Origin of the sequence: Salinibacterium sp. NSLL17, assembly GCF_015864935.1 — a bacterium.
In the GTDB taxonomy this organism is placed as follows: Bacteria; Actinomycetota; Actinomycetes; order Actinomycetales; family Microbacteriaceae; genus Rhodoglobus.
In genome coordinates, this window is record NZ_JADYWH010000003.1 from 49,164 (window position 1) to 64,997 (window position 15,834).

Consider the following 15,834-nt stretch of genomic DNA (forward strand, 5'->3'; position numbering starts at 1 on the left):
CTACCGCTGCTGAGGCTCTTGGTTCTCGTAACGCAAAAATCGATACCGGAGATCGGTGGATGACGTGTGCCAGCCCTCGACCGGATCGGTGGCGGCGAGCATCCACTCGTCATCGAGCGCGGGTGCCACTGTGTCGCCATCGAACGTGGCGGCGATCTCGGTAATCTCCACACGATCGGCATGATCAAGGACTGAGGAGAAGATCTCCGCTCCCCCGATAACCCACACGGTGTCCCGTGCGCCGGTGGCGTCAGCGTCAGCAGAAACGGCGGCCCCGGAATCAGCGGATGCCGCAGCCAGCTCAATCGCCGCGTCAACGCTGTGCGCGACTTCGGCTCCGCTCGCGGCCCACGTTTCTTGGCGAGTGACAACGATATTGCGTCGCCCTGGCAGTGGGCGAAACCGTGGATTCAGGGAATCCCACGTCTTGCGCCCCATGATGACGGGGCTGCCGAGGGTGAGTTCTTTGAAGTGTTTGAGGTCTTCGGGCAAGTGCCACGGCATCGAGCCGTCATGACCGATGATTCCACCGGCGGACTGTGCCCAGATCAAGGCGACAGAGAAAGCGCGGCCGTTACCGCTCACACTGCGACCGGGGCTTTGATGGCCGGGTGGTGCTCGTAGCCGACAACCTCAAAGTCTTCGAAGGTGTAGTCGAAGATGCTCGCTGGCTTCGTAGTGATCGCCAGCTGCGGTGCCGCAAAAGGTTCGCGAGAGAGCTGTTCGGTTACTTGCTCAACGTGGTTGTCGTAGATGTGGCAGTCGCCGCCCGTCCAGACGAAGTCACCGACCTCGAGACCGGTCTGCTCAGCGACAAGGTGAGTGAGCAGCGCGTAGCTCGCAATATTGAAGGGCACACCCAAGAACAGGTCGGCACTGCGCTGGTAGAGCTGGCAAGACAGCTTGCCGTCTGCAACATAGAACTGGAAGAACGCGTGACACGGCGCAAGAGCCATCTTGGGGATATCGGCGGGGTTCCACGCCGTCACAATCAACCGACGGGAATCGGGATTGTCTTTGATTTGCTCGATGACCTCGGAGATCTGGTCGATCTGCTCACCAGACGGTGTCGGCCAGGAGCGCCACTGAACCCCATAGACGGGGCCAAGCTCGCCGTCGGCATCCGCCCATTCATTCCAAATGCTGACGCCGTTGTCGCGCAACCATGACACGTTGCTTTCGCCGCGCAAGAACCACAACAGCTCGTAGGCGATCGATTTGAAATGCACCCGTTTAGTCGTGATGAGAGGAAACCCCTCGGCGAGGTTGAATCGCAGCTGACGCCCGAACACACTGCGTGTGCCCGTGCCGGTGCGGTCACCCTTAGCTACGCCGTTCGCGAGAGTGTCGCGCAGCAGGTCTTCATATGGGGTTGCGATCGTGGATGCCATCGAACCAATAGTACTGAGTGCACCGTGCGTGGCGCCACGGCTCCGCAGCGCGGCGACCGGCACCGGTTTCACACGGCTTTCTCATGCGCGCTGCATAGCCAACGCATAGTGTTGAGATCGACGAAAGGACAGCAATGCCTGTTACGAGCGAAGCAACAACTCTCTGGTTCGGCGACCTCTTCAGCGGCAAAGGAACCACGTCGTTGGATTCCTCTGACGCCGCAGAATTCCCCGTTACCTGGGCCGCACGATCCGAAGGTCAAGAAGCAACAACGAACCCCGAAGAGCTTTTGGGTGCTGCCCATTCTGCGTGCTTTGCAATGGCGTTCTCGAACGGTCTCGCCGAGAACGGCACCCCGGCAGAAAGTCTTCAAGTCACTGCCGCTGTGACGTTCGATCCCGCCGAGGGCATCACCGGGAGCCACCTGCTGGTGAGCGCCAAAGTGGCGGACCTCAGCGAAGACGACTTTCAGCGATTGGCAACCGAAGCCAAAGAAGGTTGCCCCGTCTCACGGGCGCTGACCGGCATCCCCATCACCCTCGAAGCGAGCTTGGCCTAGCCATGAACGAGCCAGCTCCCCGTCCCCCGATTTCACGAGTCCTTGTTGCCGGCGCGTCTGGCTACATCGGAACAGAGCTGGTATCCCAACTCACCGCGGCGGGATTCGAAGTGATGCAGCTTGTGCGTCGCGAACCGACTGCCGAGGGCGAATACGAGTGGGATCCACGAGCGGGCACGGTGGATGAACGGGCCATCGAGCGCGCAGACGCCGTCATCAACCTCGCTGGTGCGTCCACGGGCAAGCTCCCGTGGACGCCCAGCTATAAGCGCGAGATTCTGCGGTCGCGCGTTGACGGCACGCGAGCGCTGGCCGAAGCTATTCGCCGCGCCTCGAATCCGCCCGTGGTGTTTCTCAGCGGGTCGGCCGTTGGCTACTTTGGCAGCCGCCCCGGTGAAGTGCTCACCGATGAGTCGAGCAAGGGAACAGGATTTCTCAGCGACGTCGTCTACGCCTGGGAGCAAGCAGCGCGGCTAACGCCGAGCACCACGCGGCTCGTCATGTTCCGCACCGGGATTGTGGTCGGCCAGGGCGGAGCATTCACACCGCTGAATTTCTTGACACGGTTCGGAGTTGGAAGCCGCCTCGGCAGTGGAACCCAGTATTGGCCGTGGATCAGCCTGCACGATGAAGCCGCGGCTATCGTCCATCTACTACGCAGCGACTTTGCCGGCGCCGTTTCGCTCGTCGGCCCTACCCCGGCGACAGCCGAAACCGTCACCACAACACTGGCGCGAAAAATGAAACGGCCACACTGGTTCGTCGTACCCAGCTTTGCGTTCCGGATGCTTGGCGACGCCGGTGAAGACCTCATCTTGGTCGATGAGAACGTTCAATCGCCCACACTTGCCAGCACGGGGTTCACGTTCCGCCACACGACTATCGAGCAGGCCATCGACGCATTCGTCGAGTAGAGGTACTCTCGCCGACCAGCGAAGCTAGCTAGGCGGTGGGCGTCGGCTTCGCGCGCGAAAGCGCTATCGCCCGTCGCGTAGCCCAGCGGGCACGCTTGCGGTCGCCGCTGGCGTCATACGCGAGCCCCAAGCGCAGCCACGCGCGCCATGATTCTGGTGCAGCCTCAGCCTCGGAGCGATAGCGGTCGAAAGCGCGATCTGCCGTCGCCGGATCGGGCCGGCCGCTCGGCAAGAGCTCAACCGCCTCATCCGGCAGTGTGCCCTCATTCTCGAGGGTCGTGAGCAGTCGCTCGGCCCGGAAAATGAAAAACAATTCTGCGGCGAGCGCCCAAAAGCCGATCAGCGGAAGCACGAGCAAAGCCCAGCCCATGACGTTGGCAATGGGTTGATCGATGCGGATGAGCACGATCGAATAGTTGATCACGAAGATCATGTAGAGCGCGAGAAGCGCCACCATGCCCAGTGCGGCTATGCGTGTTTTCATGCGGAGGGTGTGCCCGATGCTGGTGAGAGGTCAATGAGTTGGTCGAGACCAACTGTCACGCCGGTAGCGCCGACCACGGCACGGAGCCCTAACAGGATGCCGGCCTCGTAGGAATCCTGCGACATCGTGCGGTGGTCGATGGTGAGCACTTCGCCTGGACCACCGAAAACGACCTGCTGGTGAGCGATCGCTCCCGTCATCCGCAGGCTGTGCACCGGAATGCCGGCGACCTGCTCGCCACGGGCGCGCTGATCGACGTGCGGGGCCAACGCCGGGCCACGCTCCGAGCGAGCATCCGCCATGAGCTCGGCGGTGCGCACTGCGGTGCCAGACGGAGAATCGACCTTGGCGGCGTGGTGGCTCTCGATGATTTCGATCGAGTCGAAATAGCGAGCGGCGGCGGTCGCGAAGGAGGTCGCGAGGGCCGAGCCGAGAGAAAAGTTGGGGATGATGACGACGCCAGTCTCGGGAGTCTCCGTCAACGTTGAGCGCAAGCCCTGAACGCGGTCCTCGCTCCAGCCCGACGTGCCGACGAGCACGCTCTTGCCATTACTGATCGCGAAATCGACAACCGAGGGTGAAACACTCGGCTCCGTGACATCCACCACAATGTCTGCCGCGAGCATCTCGCTGAGTTCAGACCGTGAGTTGAGGGCGGCGACGAGCGAGAAATCAGCAGCAGCCTCTACGACGCCACTGATGTATTTGCCCATGCGACCGGTTGCGCCGACTACCGCTACTTTCGTTGTCATTGTTCAAATCTACCAATCCTGAGCGGGCTCACCGACTACTCCCCCGCTGCGCCGCGAGTACTCTGGTGCTGTGCCACAGTTTCGCTCTCTTCCCGTGACGGATGCCCTCGCCCACGAACTTCTGACGGAATACTTCAGCTACCGCGCTGAGACCTTCCCGACGCCCTCCGGCTACGTCACGACGTTCCCCACGCCGGAACAGTTCACTGAGCCGCGCGGTGTGTTCCTCGTCATCGAGACGGACCCCGAGCCTGCTGCCGGCCCCGAACGTGATGCGACGCCCACCGTTGCACCGGGAGCATCCGCTCTTGATGCTCAGTCGCAGGCGACCGCACTCGGCTGTGGTGGCATCCGCCAGCTTGAGCCCGGTCGGTTCGAAGTGAAGCACCTGTGGGTGCGCCCCGAGGGTCGCGGTGCGGGTCTTGGCCGCCAGCTTCTCAGCGAACTCGAACGACGAGCACGCGCCTGGGGCGCTACGGAACTCGTACTCGACACCAACGAAAGCCTCGCCGCGGCAGGCGGGCTCTATCGTTCAAGCGGCTTCGAACCGTGCGAGCCCTACAACGACAATTCGAACGCCACTACCTGGTATCTCAAGACCCTGCGCTAATCGCTGTGTCTCAGTCCACTGCCACTGCCGCTGCCACTGCCGCTCCAGCCTTGCGGAGCAGAGCTGTCTAGTAGGGCTGTCTAGTAGGGCTGTTCCGTGGGCAATCCGGTGCGAAGCTCAGCCGGCAAGTGGCCGAGGTCATTGTGCGTGACGAGCACGGGTGGCTTAGCACTGCGCACACGGATGATCGTCAGTCCGCAATTGGCTTGATTGAGGCCGAGCCAGCGCCACTGATCCCCGCCGAGCACTTCGCGCACGAACCACGAAATCACAAAGTTGTGGGTAATCAGAAGGTCATGACGGTCTTCGCGCGCCGGAGTCAAAAACTCGTTGACGGCGTCTTCCATCTGCGCCTGACCAGCGTCGATTTCTTCAGCCGTCACGGAACCGAAGAAGGGCTCAAAGGCTGCGGGCATATCGTGAGTGGGTCCACTGGGGATGCAGTCCATGAGCAGCGTCGTCGGCTGAGACTCGAGGGCGGGCATCCGCTCGGTCATAATCGCTGCCGTCTCCTCGGCACGCTGCAGCGGCGAATGGAACGCGCGCGTAAAGGGAACCCCGCTCAGTCGTTCGGAGATTGCTTGGGCCTGCCGGACACCTTTGCCCGACAACGGTCCGTCTGGCAACCCGTGCTCTGCGTCCTGCTGCTCTCCGTGCCGTACGAGATACAGGTAATGCGCCATCATCATTCCTTTGCTGATCTAGCTCTGGGCAACACTGCCGAGAGCAAGCCCTGAGAACATCTCTTCGTTGACGGCCCCGACCGCTGCAATAGAGAGGGGGCGCGACGAGAGTTCGTGAGCAAGTTCTTGGATGTCGTCGGCAGTGACTGCCGAGATGCGGGCAATGGAGGCGTCGAGGTCGACGAACTCACCGAGAGTGAGCTCGCTGCGACCGAGGCGTGACATGCGGGAATCGGAGTCTTCGAGCGCGAGCGCTGACCCTCCTCGCAGCTGGCCAATCGCGCGGCTGATCTCTTCGTCGGTGACCTGGGCGGTGCCGAGCTTATGAAACTCTTCGAGCATCAGGTCAGTGACCTGGGTGACTTTCTCGGGCGAGCATCCGGCGTAGATGCCAAAAACGCCTGCGTCGGAGTAGCTGGGCGAGAAGGAGTAGACGGAGTAGGCAAGCCCGCGCTTTTCGCGCACCTCTTGGAAGAGTCGCGATGACATGCCGCTGCCCAGGATCGAGTTCAACACCGTGAGCGTTGCGCGACGACTATCGGTCGCCGAGAGGCCTTCGACACCGGCGATGATGTTGGCCTGCTCGATCGGACGATGCGTGACGTGAAGTCGCTGGCCAGGGGTCAGCACCGGGGAAAGGGCGCTACCGGAAAGGTCGCGACGGGCTACCGGGGCCGCTTCTGTCGAGAGGTCCCAGCCTGCCGCCACGAGGCACGACGTAATAGCGGCGACAAGTTCATCGTGGTCAACAGCCCCCGCGACCGTAATAACGAGGTCTTGCGGGCGGTAGTTGGCTTGGTAGTGATCCCAGACGGCATCGCGCGAGATCGCATTGATCGTCTCCGGGCTTCCCCCAATAGGACGGCCGAGCGGATGCGCGCCGAAGACGGCCTCAAAGTAGCGCTCGCTGGCAACATCCGTGGGATCGTCGTCGGCCATCGCCAGTTCCTCAAGGATGACGCCGCGCTCATTAGCGAACTCGGTGGGATCGATGAGGCTTGAGGTGAGCATGTCGCCAATGACGTCGATAGCCATCGGAAGGTCGATGTCTTGCACCTTGGCGTAGTAGCAGGTGTATTCCTTGGCCGTCATCGCGTTGTGCTCGCCGCCGACAGCGTCGAAGCTCACGGCAATGTCGAGCGCCGAGCGAGAGGCTGTGCCTTTGAATAAGAGGTGTTCAAGGAAGTGGGTGGCGCCGAACGTCTCAGGATGCTCGTCACGGGAGCCCGCAGCGACCCAGTAGCCCACGGTGGCGCTGCGCGCTCCGGGTACTTGCTCGCTCAGAATGCGCACACCGCTCGGCAAAACAGTTCTACGAACGAGACTGTCACCTGTTGCGGTGAACGACAGTTCGGGAAGGTCAAGAGGAAGAATTACAGCGTCGCTCATCACCACTGAGCCTACGTCATTTGTGTCTCTCCTGAGTCAGCGGCTCAAATGTGGTCGGATTCCGTCCCCCAAATTGGGGTGTAAAAAAGGGGACAGACAGACTTGTCTGTATGTCCTCATATGCTAATGTTCTTTGTAGGCACCCGAAGCCGACAACCCATCATCCGGACCCGAACCGGTTGATGTAAACCACATAACCCAGACCCGAATCCGGGTTATGAAACAAACCGCATCGCTTGGACCCGAATCTAGCGATGCACATAGTGGGGACAGTTCCTGATCCGAACCTCCACGGAAGGAGTGCGCTGCGATGGTATTTGAGACACCAGAGACCGCGCAGCGCGCTCCGGCCAAAGGCCGCATCTTAGAGACGGCCAACACCCTCTTCTACCAAGACGGCATTCTGAACGTCGGTGTAGACCGCATCATCGCCCAGTCGAGCGTGACCAAGGCAACCTTCTATAAGCACTACCGCTCAAAAGACAACCTCATCCTTGAGTACGTCAAGAGCCGCCGTGCCGCCGTTGAGGCCGAAGTTCAGTCGATAATCGACAATGCCGCCTCACCGCACGACGCTGTTCTTGGCCTCCTGGAGTCAGTCGCCGCCGAACTCACTAAGCCCGACTTCCGCGGATGCCCGTTCCTCAACGTTGTCGCGGAATTCCCCGACCCCACCCACCCGGTTCGCCTGCTGATCGCTGATCACCGCGACTGGTACAACGAGTCGCTGTACGACCTCATGCGCACCGCAGAACATCCCTTTGCCGGAGACGCTGCTGACGAGCTCATGCTCGCCAAGGATGGCGCCCTCGCCGGCGGCTACGCCGGCGACACTATTGCCGCCGGCGCCGCTATGGCCCGCGTCGTCAAGCGCGTGCTCTCTGACGCCGTCAAGGTCTAGCCAGTCAGTCCCGCACCAACAGAGGCGCACTGGTCTCCTGAGCTCGCTAGTTACGCGAAGGCGCCCGTCGCATAAAGGCGTCAGCCGTATGAAGGCGTCTGGGGCAGAACGTGCTCGTCACCGTCGCGCGCTTGTTCCTGACACGCGTTAGTAGTGAGAAACGCGGTCAAGCTCCGCTGACTGATGCCGCGTCAATTGCACCCGCGCCGCTGCAATCAGCTCGGGAACCTGTTCGGCACGGCTAGCGCTGACCACCGGCGCTACAACGCCAGGCTTGTTCAAGAGCCAGGCCAGAGCGATCGTCGCGACACTCTCATCTTGCTCTTCGGCGACTCCGTCGAGAGCATTCAGAATTTTGATGCCACGGCGACGCAAGTACTGTGCCGCGTCGTGGCCGCGCGAGTTGAGCGCAAGATCGGCACGCTGCCGATACTTGCCGCTTAAGAATCCACTGGCGAGCGCGAATCGGGGCATAACGCCAAGCCCCTGAATCGCTGCCACATGCGCGAGCCCCGTTTCGTACTCGTGACGGTGAAGAAGATTGTAGTGCGCCTGTACCGCGACCATGGGCGCAACCCCCATCTGGCCGCAGGCAATGCGCGCCTGAATGAGTCGGTTGCCCGTGTGATCGGAACCACCGAAGTAGCGAACCTTGCCCTCACCAATCAGTTCGTCAACGGCGAGCAGCGTCTCATCGAAGTCGACACTCTCGTCGTCGACGTGCAAGTACAAAAGATCAATGTGGGATGTTCCCAATCGCGCAAGCGAAGCATCCACTGAGCGCTTGATGGCGTCAGCTTCCATGCCTGGGTTGTCGCGACTCTTCCCGACCTTGGTTGCGACCACAATCTGATCGCGGTTGCGGCGGACGCGCATCCACTTTCCGATCATGAGTTCGCTGCGACCGGACGCGTAGGAGTCTGCCGTGTCGATGAAGTTGCCTCCGCCGTCGGCAAAAGCATTGAGAATCGAGGCGGTTGCGGCATCATCTGCGGTCCAGCCGAAGATGTTTCCACTGAGCGCAAGAGGGAAGACACGGAGGTCAGACGACCCGATGACCCGAGTAGAGAAATGCTGCCCGGTTACTGGACGCGCGCGAGTGGAACCCGTCAGTGATTGCGTCGGGTGCACTTGCGTCATAACGGCCTCCCACAAGGCTTTTGGTAAGAATATGTCGCCATGGGAGTGAATGGCGGGAGGACAGACAGATCGTTATTAGTCCGTGTCGAAAACCGTCATTTTCGCGTCACACACCCCTCGAAAGTGTCGTCTGCGCATCATTCTCGCCATACTGGCCACAGCGCCGTTTTTGCTATCGAGAGGACCGTCACCGTGAATGACCCCAATTGGAAACTGCCCGAAGTACCCACCTTTGCACTTGAGAGTCCCGATTTCGAAGAGGGTGGCACACTCCCCCAGTGGGCCCGTTCAGGGATTGCGAACGCCGGCGGCGAAGATCGCTCCCCCACACTGCATTGGCACGGTTTCCCCTCCGGCACCAAGAGCTTCGCACTGACGGTCTTCGACCCCGACGCCCCCACCGGCAGCGGCTGGTGGCACTGGGCCGTCTACAACATCCCGGCCTCCGTTGAGTCGTTGCCCCAAGACGCCGGCAATCCGGATGCCCAGCTCATGCCCCATGGTGCGATCACCCTTCCCAACGAACTGCGGCTCACCTCGTTTCAGGGAGCGGCCCCTCCGGCCGACCATGGGCCGCACCGCTATGTCTTTACCGTGAGCGCCCTCAACGTCGAACGTCTCGACGTGCCAGGAGGAAGCACCCCGGCCATGCTCGGCTTCGCGCTGCGCGACTTCATCGTCGCGCGCGCGCAACTGATTGGCGTCTCGAGTACCTAGAGGATAGCTAGCGCCTGAAGCGCGCAGCAGCCAGTGCAGGCACGACAAACATCCCGTATCGGAAATACGGGCAATCGGGAGAACGCGAAAGTCTCTGAGTTAGGTGTTGCGGCGGTAGTAATGCGGAACGCGTTCGTAGCCTCGGCTGCGCATCTTCGCAACAACCACGCAAACGACCACGACGAAAACAACAATGCCGAGGGCCACCCACAAATACCATGCGGTCTCTAGCCAAATGAACATGTCGCTCATGAAGGCATCAAGAGGTGTAGTGATTCGGGTCACTCCCACACAATAGCGTGATCGACCCCCCGAAGCGGCACCCCAACGAAGGGCAGACAAGGGTGACTACCCCTGTCTTGCCTGCATTCCGATCAGACAATTTTTCGGAGGTGCACGATCGCGGCGGCGAGACTCACCGTTAACGACACAGCGCCCCTTCTCGTCGAGAAGGGGCGCTGTGTGATGTACGTCTAGCGGGACTTAGCTTTCGTCAGCGGGAGCCGCTGCTTCTGCTTCAGTCTCTTCCAAGACGGGAGCAAGCGAGAGCTTGCCACGGTCATCAATCTTCGTGATCTCAACCTGAATCTTCTGGCCGACTCCGAGAACGTCTTCGACGTTCTCAACACGCTTGCCACCGGCAAGCTTGCGAACCTCAGAGATGTGCAGCAGTCCGTCCTTGCCCGGGGTGAGCGATACGAATGCACCGAAGGTAGCGATCTTGACGACCGTACCCAAGAAGCGTTCGCCAACCTCAGGGTTGAGCGGGTTCGCGATGGCGTTGACCGCCGCGCGTGCAGCCTCGGCAGAAGGACCATCGACAGCGCCGATGTAGACGGTTCCGTCATCCTCAATCGAGATGTCGGCTCCGGTGTCATCCTGGATCTGGTTGATGTTCTTGCCCTTAGGGCCAATCAGCTCACCGATCTTGTCGATCGGAATCTGAACCGAGATCACGCGAGGCGCCGTGGGGGCCATCTCGTCGGGAGCGTCGATTGCAGCGTTGATCACCGAAAGAATCGCGGTACGCGCTTCCTTAGCCTGCTTGAGCGCTCCGTCGAGAACCGACGAAGGCAAACCAGCGAGCTTGGTGTCGAGCTGGATAGCGGTGATGAATTCGCTCGTACCGGCAACCTTGAAGTCCATGTCACCGAGTGCGTCTTCAGCACCGAGGATGTCGGTGAGAGCTGCGTAGCGCGTAACGCCATCAACTTCATCCGAGATCAGGCCCATGGCGATACCGGCGACGGGTGCGCGCAGCGGCACACCAGCGTTCAGCAGTGACAGAGTCGACGCACAAACAGAACCCATCGACGTCGAACCGTTGGAGCCGAGAGCCTCGGATACCTGGCGGATCGCGTAAGGGAAGTCTTCACGAGCAGGAAGCACCGGTGCGATAGCGCGCTCGGCAAGGAAGCCGTGCCCGATCTCGCGACGCTTCGGGCTACCAACGCGACCGGTCTCACCAGTCGAGTAGGGCGGGAAGTTGTAGTGGTGCATGTAGCGCTTCTTGGTCACTGGTGCCAGTGAGTCAATCTGCTGCTCCATCTTGAGCATGTTCAGCGTGGTGACACCCAGGATCTGAGTCTCGCCGCGCTGGAAGATTGCCGAACCGTGAACGCGAGGAATGACCTCGACCTCAGCATCGAGCGCACGAATGTCGCTCAAGCCACGGCCGTCGATACGGATGCCCTCGGTGAGTACGCGGGTACGCATAACCTTCTTGCTGACGGCCTTGTACGCTCCGCCAACCATGCCGAGTACGTCTTCGCTGAGTTCTTCAGCGTCAACCTTGGACTGAACCTCAGCCTTGACGCGAGCCTTGAGCTCGTCGTCAGCGGTCTGGCGCTCGATCTTGTCAGCGATCTTGTACACGTCGCGAAGCTCAGCTTCAGCGATTTCGCTGACCGCGTTGTACGCCTGGTCGGAGTACGGCGGGAAGAGCTGGAACTCGGCAACAGGCTTGGCAGCCTTGTTGGCAACCTCGAGCTGAGCCTTGACGAGCTGCTTGAGGAAGGGCTTCGATGCTTCGAGGCCCTGAGCAACAACAGCCTCGTCGGGCTTCGTTGCGCCAGCCTTGATGAGCTCCCAGCTGTTCTCGGTAGCTTCTGCCTCAACCATCATGATGGCGATGTCTTCTTCACCCTGGTCGTTGGTGACCATGCGGCCAGCAACGGTGAGGTCGAAGACAGCGTCAGCAAGCTGGCTGTGCTTCGGGAAGGCAACCCACTGGTCGTTGATCAGAGCCATGCGGATGCCGGCAACCGGACCATAGAACGGAAGTCCTGAGATCTGGGTGCTGAGCGATGCGGCGTTGATCGAGAGCGCGTCGTAGAACTCGTCCGGAGCGATGCTCAGAACAGTGATGACGATCTGAACTTCGTTGCGGAGGCCCTCAACGAAGGTCGGACGCATCGGACGGTCAATGAGACGGCAGACGAGGATCGCTTCCGTGGAGGGACGACCCTCGCGACGGAAGAAGCTGCCGGGGATCTTGCCCGCTGCGTAGGAACGCTCTTCAACATCCACAGTGAGTGGGAAGAAGTCGAAGCCTTCGCGCGGGTGCTTGCCAGCGCTGGTCGCGCTCAAGATCATTGTTTCTTCGTCGAGGTACGCAGCGACGGCACCCTGTGCCTGCTGAGCGAGTCGACCGGTTTCGAAGCGCACGGTGCGCTTGCCGAACTTGCCGTTATCGAGAACGGCTTCGGCGAATGTGATTTCTGGACCCTCCATGCGGGGGTTTCTCCTTTGTTTTACGTCGCGCACCCGTGTGGTGTGCGACTCGTCAAGGAGCAGGAGCGGGCAGAAGGACGCGATGGTTCATGCGCATGCCTAGAGTGGCGGCGCATGTCTGGCCAACAGTAGAAAGCCTCCGAACGACTCGGAAAATTACCACCGGTGACCAGCTTCTTGCCAGCCTGCTCCGTGCGTTGCCCTCTAACTAGCAGGACAACTCCCATAATCGTAGCACCGGGGGCCTGTGAAGCCCCAGAGATTGGTGCGCGACACGGACCAGGCACAGATTGTCATGCAGGTGGCCTACGCTGACGAGTATGGAACCCACAGAAGAAACACCCTCTGCGAGCGAAGAAAACAAGCGCAGGTTCCGCGAGGCGCTTGATCGCAAGCAGGGCAAGCAGACCGACCGGCCGGGACACCTGGATGCTGAATCAGCTATCCAAGGCACCCACGACCGGGCCGACCACAAACGCGATTTCCGCCGCAAGACCGGGTAACTGCACCGCGACGGATTAACGCAGACACGTTGTTATTGCGCTCCGAAGCTGCCGACAGGGCTAAAGCCCTCCGGCAGCGCAAAGGGGTCAATCACGCGGTCTGAACGATCGGAGACCGCGGCGAGCGCCGCAAGTTCTCCCGCCGCACGAGTGATTCGTGCCGGAAGAGTGCTCGAGGCACTACCGGCACCACTACCCCAGTCGGCGGATGCCGCATACACGCCGGTTGGTACAGCCACGGCGTGCAGGTAGCTGAATAGCGGTCGCATCGCATAGTCGATCGCGAGTGAGTGCCGATCGGTACCGCCGGTCGCGCCCAGTAGTACAGGAAGGTCCGTGAGTGATTGCGGGTCGAGCACGTCGATGAATGACTTGAACAGCCCGCTATAGCTCGTGGTGAAGATGGGCGTGACGGCGATAAGCCCGTCAGCGCCGGTAACTGCGGCGATCGCTTCATCGAGCTTGGTGCTCGGGAAGCCCGTGAGCAGATTGTTTGTCACGTCGTGTGCGAGGTCGCGCAACTCGATGACGGTCACCTCGGCATCGACACCACGTTCGCGCAGGTTGTTGACGGTTGCTTCGGTGAGACGGTCGGCGAGTAGTCGGGTGGACGAGGGCTGGCTGAGGCCAGCGGCGATGACGGCAATCTTCTTGACGTCGGACATGATGAGCTGCTTTCTGTGGATCTGACGGTGTGGATGCGCGGCGGGCCGCGAAACTAGACCGTCGCGGGGGCGTCGGCTGCGGAGGCGGCGAGAGCCGCATCACGCTTGGCGACGAGAGATGCGTGGGTTGGGGCATCCGGAACCTCGGCCGGACGGTTGGTGGCAAACTCCTTGCGAAGGACGGGAACGACCTCTTCACCGAGAATGTCGAGCTGCTCGAGAACTGTCTTGAGCGGCAGGCCAGCGTGATCCATGAGGAACAGCTGACGCTGGTAATCGCCGAAGTGTTCGCGCATCCCGGCATACTTATCGATGACCTCTTGCGGGCTGCCAACGGCAAGCGGTGTCTGGTCGGTGAAGTCTTCCATTGACGGCCCGTGGCCATACACGGGAGCGTTGTCGAAGTAGGGACGGAACTCTGCCTTGGCCGCCTGCGAGTTGCTGCGCATGAAGGCCTGACCACCGAGACCAACGATGGCCTGGGCCGCGGTGCCGTGGCCGTAGTGCTCAAAACGCTGACGGTAGTAGCTCACGAGGCGCATGTAGTGCTCTTTGGGCCAGAAGATGTTGTTGGCGAAGAAGCCGTCGCCGTAGAACGCGGCTTGCTCAGCGATCTCGGGACTGCGGATCGACCCGTGCCAGACGAAGGGAGGCACGCCATCCAGCGGCCGTGGCGTCGACTGGAAGCCCTGCAGCGGTGTGCGGTACTTGCCCTCCCAGTTGACGAATTCTTCGCGCCACAGCTTGTGCAGCAGCGAATAGTTTTCGATGGCCAGCGGGATGCCCTCGCGAATGTCTTTGCCAAACCACGGGTACACCGGCCCCGTGTTGCCGCGCCCCATCATGAGGTCAGCGCGACCGTCGGAGAGGTGCTGAAGCATCGCGTAGTCTTCCGCGATCTTCACGGGGTCGTTGGTCGTGATGAGCGTCGTGCTCGTCGACAGGATGAGTTTCTCGGTCTGAGCCGCGATGTACGCCAGCGTCGTGGTGGGGCTTGAGGAGACGAACGGAGGGTTGTGGTGCTCCCCCAGCGCGAAAACATCGAGCCCGACTTCTTCCGCCTTCCTGGCGATCGTCACGATGGCCTTGATGCGCTCGCCCTCACTGGGCGTTGTGCCGTTTGTCGGGTCAGTTGTGACGTCGCTCACGGTGAAAATTCCGAACTGCATGGTGTGCTCCGGTCTCCCAAAATCTGTCTGGATGAATCAGTTATCCCGTTCAACCACGCCGTTTCCCGATAATTCCGGCCCGGTACCGCCACATGGCGGTTAAGGGACTCTGAACGTGGAATGGCTGGCGGTACTGACGCGGAGCCGCCACGCTCTAGCGTGGAGATAGGCCGTCACACTGGCGTGACGCAGACCAATGGAGGTCTCATGACTACGAACAATGTTCATTCCGCTCCCCCGTTCGATGCCGAACTGGCTGCAGTGCTGTTGATCGTGAACGAGCAGCTACCGCCCACGCTCACTCCCGCGATGATCGAGCCTTTTCGGGCCGGGCTGGCTACGCCCGTCGCCGATTTGCTCGAAGGGCGGGCGATCACTCACCGCGAAGAGACCTTCGCTGGTCCCGGTGGGGACCTGCTGGTCTCCATTTTCCACCGCAACGATCACACAGTTGCCGGGCCAGGCATCGTTCACACGCACGGCGGTGGGATGATCATTGGCGACCGCTTCAGCGGCATGGAGACAATGCTCGCCTGGGTCGAAGAATTGGATGCCGTTGTGGTGTCGGTCGAGTACCGGTTGGCTCCCGAGCATCCTGACCCTGCTCCGGTCGAGGACTGCTACGCAACTCTCGTGTGGACGGCGGAGAACGCAGCACGGCTCGGAATCGACGCGACGAAGCTCGTTATTGCTGGTGGTAGCGCTGGAGGCGGCCTTGCTGCGGGCACGACGCTCTTGGCGCGCGACCGCAAGGGACCCGCGCTTGCCGCTCAAATGCTGATCTACCCGATGCTCGATGACCGCAACGAGACGGTGTCGAGCTATCAGATCGACGGCACAGGAGTCTGGGATCGTGGTAGCAATGACACCGGCTGGGATGCCCTGCTCGGAGACCGCCGCAAGACCGATGACGTCTCGATCTATGCGGCACCCGCGCGCGCGACGGACCTCAGCAACTTGCCGCCCGCCTTTATTGACGTGGGCACCTCGGAAGTATTCCGCGACGAAGATGTCGCCTACGCCTCAACCATCTGGGCATCGGGCGGCCACTGCGAACTGCACGTCTGGCCCGGTGGCTTCCACGGTTACGACGCCATGGCTCCTTTCGCCGCCCTCTCTATCGCCACTCAAGACGCTCGCCTCAACTGGTTGCGCCGCACGCTCGGCGTGTAACGAGCCAGCAGGGTCCAGCGCCACCAGTGCCCCTGCGGTTCGAGCCCTGA

At 61.2% G+C, this 15,834-nt stretch carries 18 protein-coding genes; 7 read left to right on the forward strand and 11 right to left on the reverse strand.

From position 1 onward, the window contains the following. Together I6E51_RS13155 and I6E51_RS13160 are read right to left on the reverse strand one after the other, a co-directional pair. Entirely contained in the window at positions 1–552 is a 552-nt protein-coding gene (locus tag I6E51_RS13155; RefSeq protein ID WP_255528631.1) for a dihydrofolate reductase, read from the reverse strand. A gap of 29 nt (positions 553–581) precedes the next feature. Continuing rightward, the gene (locus I6E51_RS13160; protein WP_197108725.1) at positions 582–1,391 is read right to left on the reverse strand and encodes a thymidylate synthase; all 810 of its coding nucleotides are present in this window, start codon (positions 1,389–1,391) and stop codon (positions 582–584) included. Positions 1,392–1,525: 134 nt separating this feature from the next. Between I6E51_RS13160 and I6E51_RS13165 the strand changes: the two genes are divergently transcribed. Continuing rightward, positions 1,526–1,951: an OsmC family peroxiredoxin gene (locus I6E51_RS13165; RefSeq protein WP_197108727.1), complete on the forward strand. Its 426-nt coding sequence runs from the start codon at positions 1,526–1,528 to the stop codon at positions 1,949–1,951. A gap of 2 nt (positions 1,952–1,953) precedes the next feature. Beyond that, positions 1,954–2,865 (forward strand): TIGR01777 family oxidoreductase, encoded by a 912-nt coding sequence (locus I6E51_RS13170; RefSeq protein WP_197110610.1) that lies wholly within the window; start codon positions 1,954–1,956, stop codon positions 2,863–2,865. Between the two features lie 28 nt (positions 2,866–2,893). On the opposite strand, the gene I6E51_RS13175 is transcribed toward I6E51_RS13170, so the two are convergent. Both I6E51_RS13175 and dapB read right to left on the reverse strand, forming a co-directional pair. Continuing rightward, on the reverse strand, positions 2,894–3,349 hold the full coding sequence (locus tag I6E51_RS13175) for a hypothetical protein (protein WP_197110611.1): 456 nt from the start codon (positions 3,347–3,349) through the stop codon (positions 2,894–2,896). Further along, entirely contained in the window at positions 3,346–4,101 is a 756-nt protein-coding gene (gene dapB / locus I6E51_RS13180; RefSeq protein ID WP_197110612.1) for a 4-hydroxy-tetrahydrodipicolinate reductase, read from the reverse strand. The genes I6E51_RS13175 and dapB overlap by 4 nt, the downstream gene beginning before the upstream one ends. A 70-nt stretch (positions 4,102–4,171) precedes the next feature. Here dapB and I6E51_RS13185 point away from each other — a divergent pair, with 70 nt between their 5' ends. Continuing rightward, complete coding sequence (locus I6E51_RS13185) at positions 4,172–4,711, forward strand: GNAT family N-acetyltransferase (protein WP_197110613.1); 540 nt, start codon at positions 4,172–4,174, stop codon at positions 4,709–4,711. An 80-nt stretch (positions 4,712–4,791) separates the two neighbouring features. Here I6E51_RS13185 and I6E51_RS13190 read toward each other — a convergent pair whose 3' ends face one another. After that, positions 4,792–5,394, reverse strand: a complete 603-nt coding sequence (locus tag I6E51_RS13190) for a histidine phosphatase family protein (RefSeq protein WP_197108911.1) — start codon at positions 5,392–5,394, stop codon at positions 4,792–4,794. Positions 5,395–5,412: 18 nt separating this feature from the next. Continuing rightward, positions 5,413–6,783 (reverse strand): pitrilysin family protein, encoded by a 1,371-nt coding sequence (locus tag I6E51_RS13195; RefSeq protein WP_197110614.1) that lies wholly within the window; start codon positions 6,781–6,783, stop codon positions 5,413–5,415. 310 nt (positions 6,784–7,093) lie between these two features. Between I6E51_RS13195 and I6E51_RS13200 the strand changes: the two genes are divergently transcribed. After that, entirely contained in the window at positions 7,094–7,684 is a 591-nt protein-coding gene (locus tag I6E51_RS13200) for a TetR/AcrR family transcriptional regulator (RefSeq protein ID WP_197110615.1), read from the forward strand. A gap of 147 nt (positions 7,685–7,831) precedes the next feature. Here I6E51_RS13200 and I6E51_RS13205 read toward each other — a convergent pair whose 3' ends face one another. Next, positions 7,832–8,824 carry an aldo/keto reductase gene (locus tag I6E51_RS13205; RefSeq protein WP_197108749.1) on the reverse strand — a complete coding sequence of 331 codons (993 nt, stop codon included), beginning with the start codon at positions 8,822–8,824 and terminating at the stop codon, positions 7,832–7,834. A 192-nt stretch (positions 8,825–9,016) separates the two neighbouring features. Between I6E51_RS13205 and I6E51_RS13210 the strand changes: the two genes are divergently transcribed. Further along, positions 9,017–9,541, forward strand: a complete 525-nt coding sequence (locus I6E51_RS13210; RefSeq protein WP_307784003.1) for a YbhB/YbcL family Raf kinase inhibitor-like protein — start codon at positions 9,017–9,019, stop codon at positions 9,539–9,541. Between the two features lie 99 nt (positions 9,542–9,640). On the opposite strand, the gene I6E51_RS13215 is transcribed toward I6E51_RS13210, so the two are convergent. Beyond that, positions 9,641–9,826, reverse strand: coding sequence for a hypothetical protein (locus I6E51_RS13215; protein WP_197108761.1), 186 nt, complete (start codon positions 9,824–9,826; stop codon positions 9,641–9,643). A 198-nt stretch (positions 9,827–10,024) separates the two neighbouring features. Next, complete coding sequence (locus tag I6E51_RS13220) at positions 10,025–12,274, reverse strand: polyribonucleotide nucleotidyltransferase (RefSeq protein WP_197108769.1); 2,250 nt, start codon at positions 12,272–12,274, stop codon at positions 10,025–10,027. A gap of 320 nt (positions 12,275–12,594) precedes the next feature. Here I6E51_RS13220 and I6E51_RS13225 point away from each other — a divergent pair, with 320 nt between their 5' ends. Beyond that, positions 12,595–12,777, forward strand: a complete 183-nt coding sequence (locus I6E51_RS13225; RefSeq protein WP_197108771.1) for a DUF5302 domain-containing protein — start codon at positions 12,595–12,597, stop codon at positions 12,775–12,777. A gap of 32 nt (positions 12,778–12,809) precedes the next feature. On the opposite strand, the gene I6E51_RS13230 is transcribed toward I6E51_RS13225, so the two are convergent. Then, complete coding sequence (locus I6E51_RS13230; protein ID WP_197108773.1) at positions 12,810–13,442, reverse strand: FMN reductase; 633 nt, start codon at positions 13,440–13,442, stop codon at positions 12,810–12,812. A 53-nt stretch (positions 13,443–13,495) separates the two neighbouring features. Beyond that, entirely contained in the window at positions 13,496–14,611 is a 1,116-nt protein-coding gene (locus I6E51_RS13235) for an LLM class flavin-dependent oxidoreductase (protein WP_197110617.1), read from the reverse strand. Positions 14,612–14,818: 207 nt separating this feature from the next. Between I6E51_RS13235 and I6E51_RS13240 the strand changes: the two genes are divergently transcribed. Then, on the forward strand, positions 14,819–15,784 hold the full coding sequence (locus I6E51_RS13240) for an alpha/beta hydrolase (protein ID WP_197108776.1): 966 nt from the start codon (positions 14,819–14,821) through the stop codon (positions 15,782–15,784). The last annotated feature ends 50 nt before the right edge of the window (positions 15,785–15,834 follow it).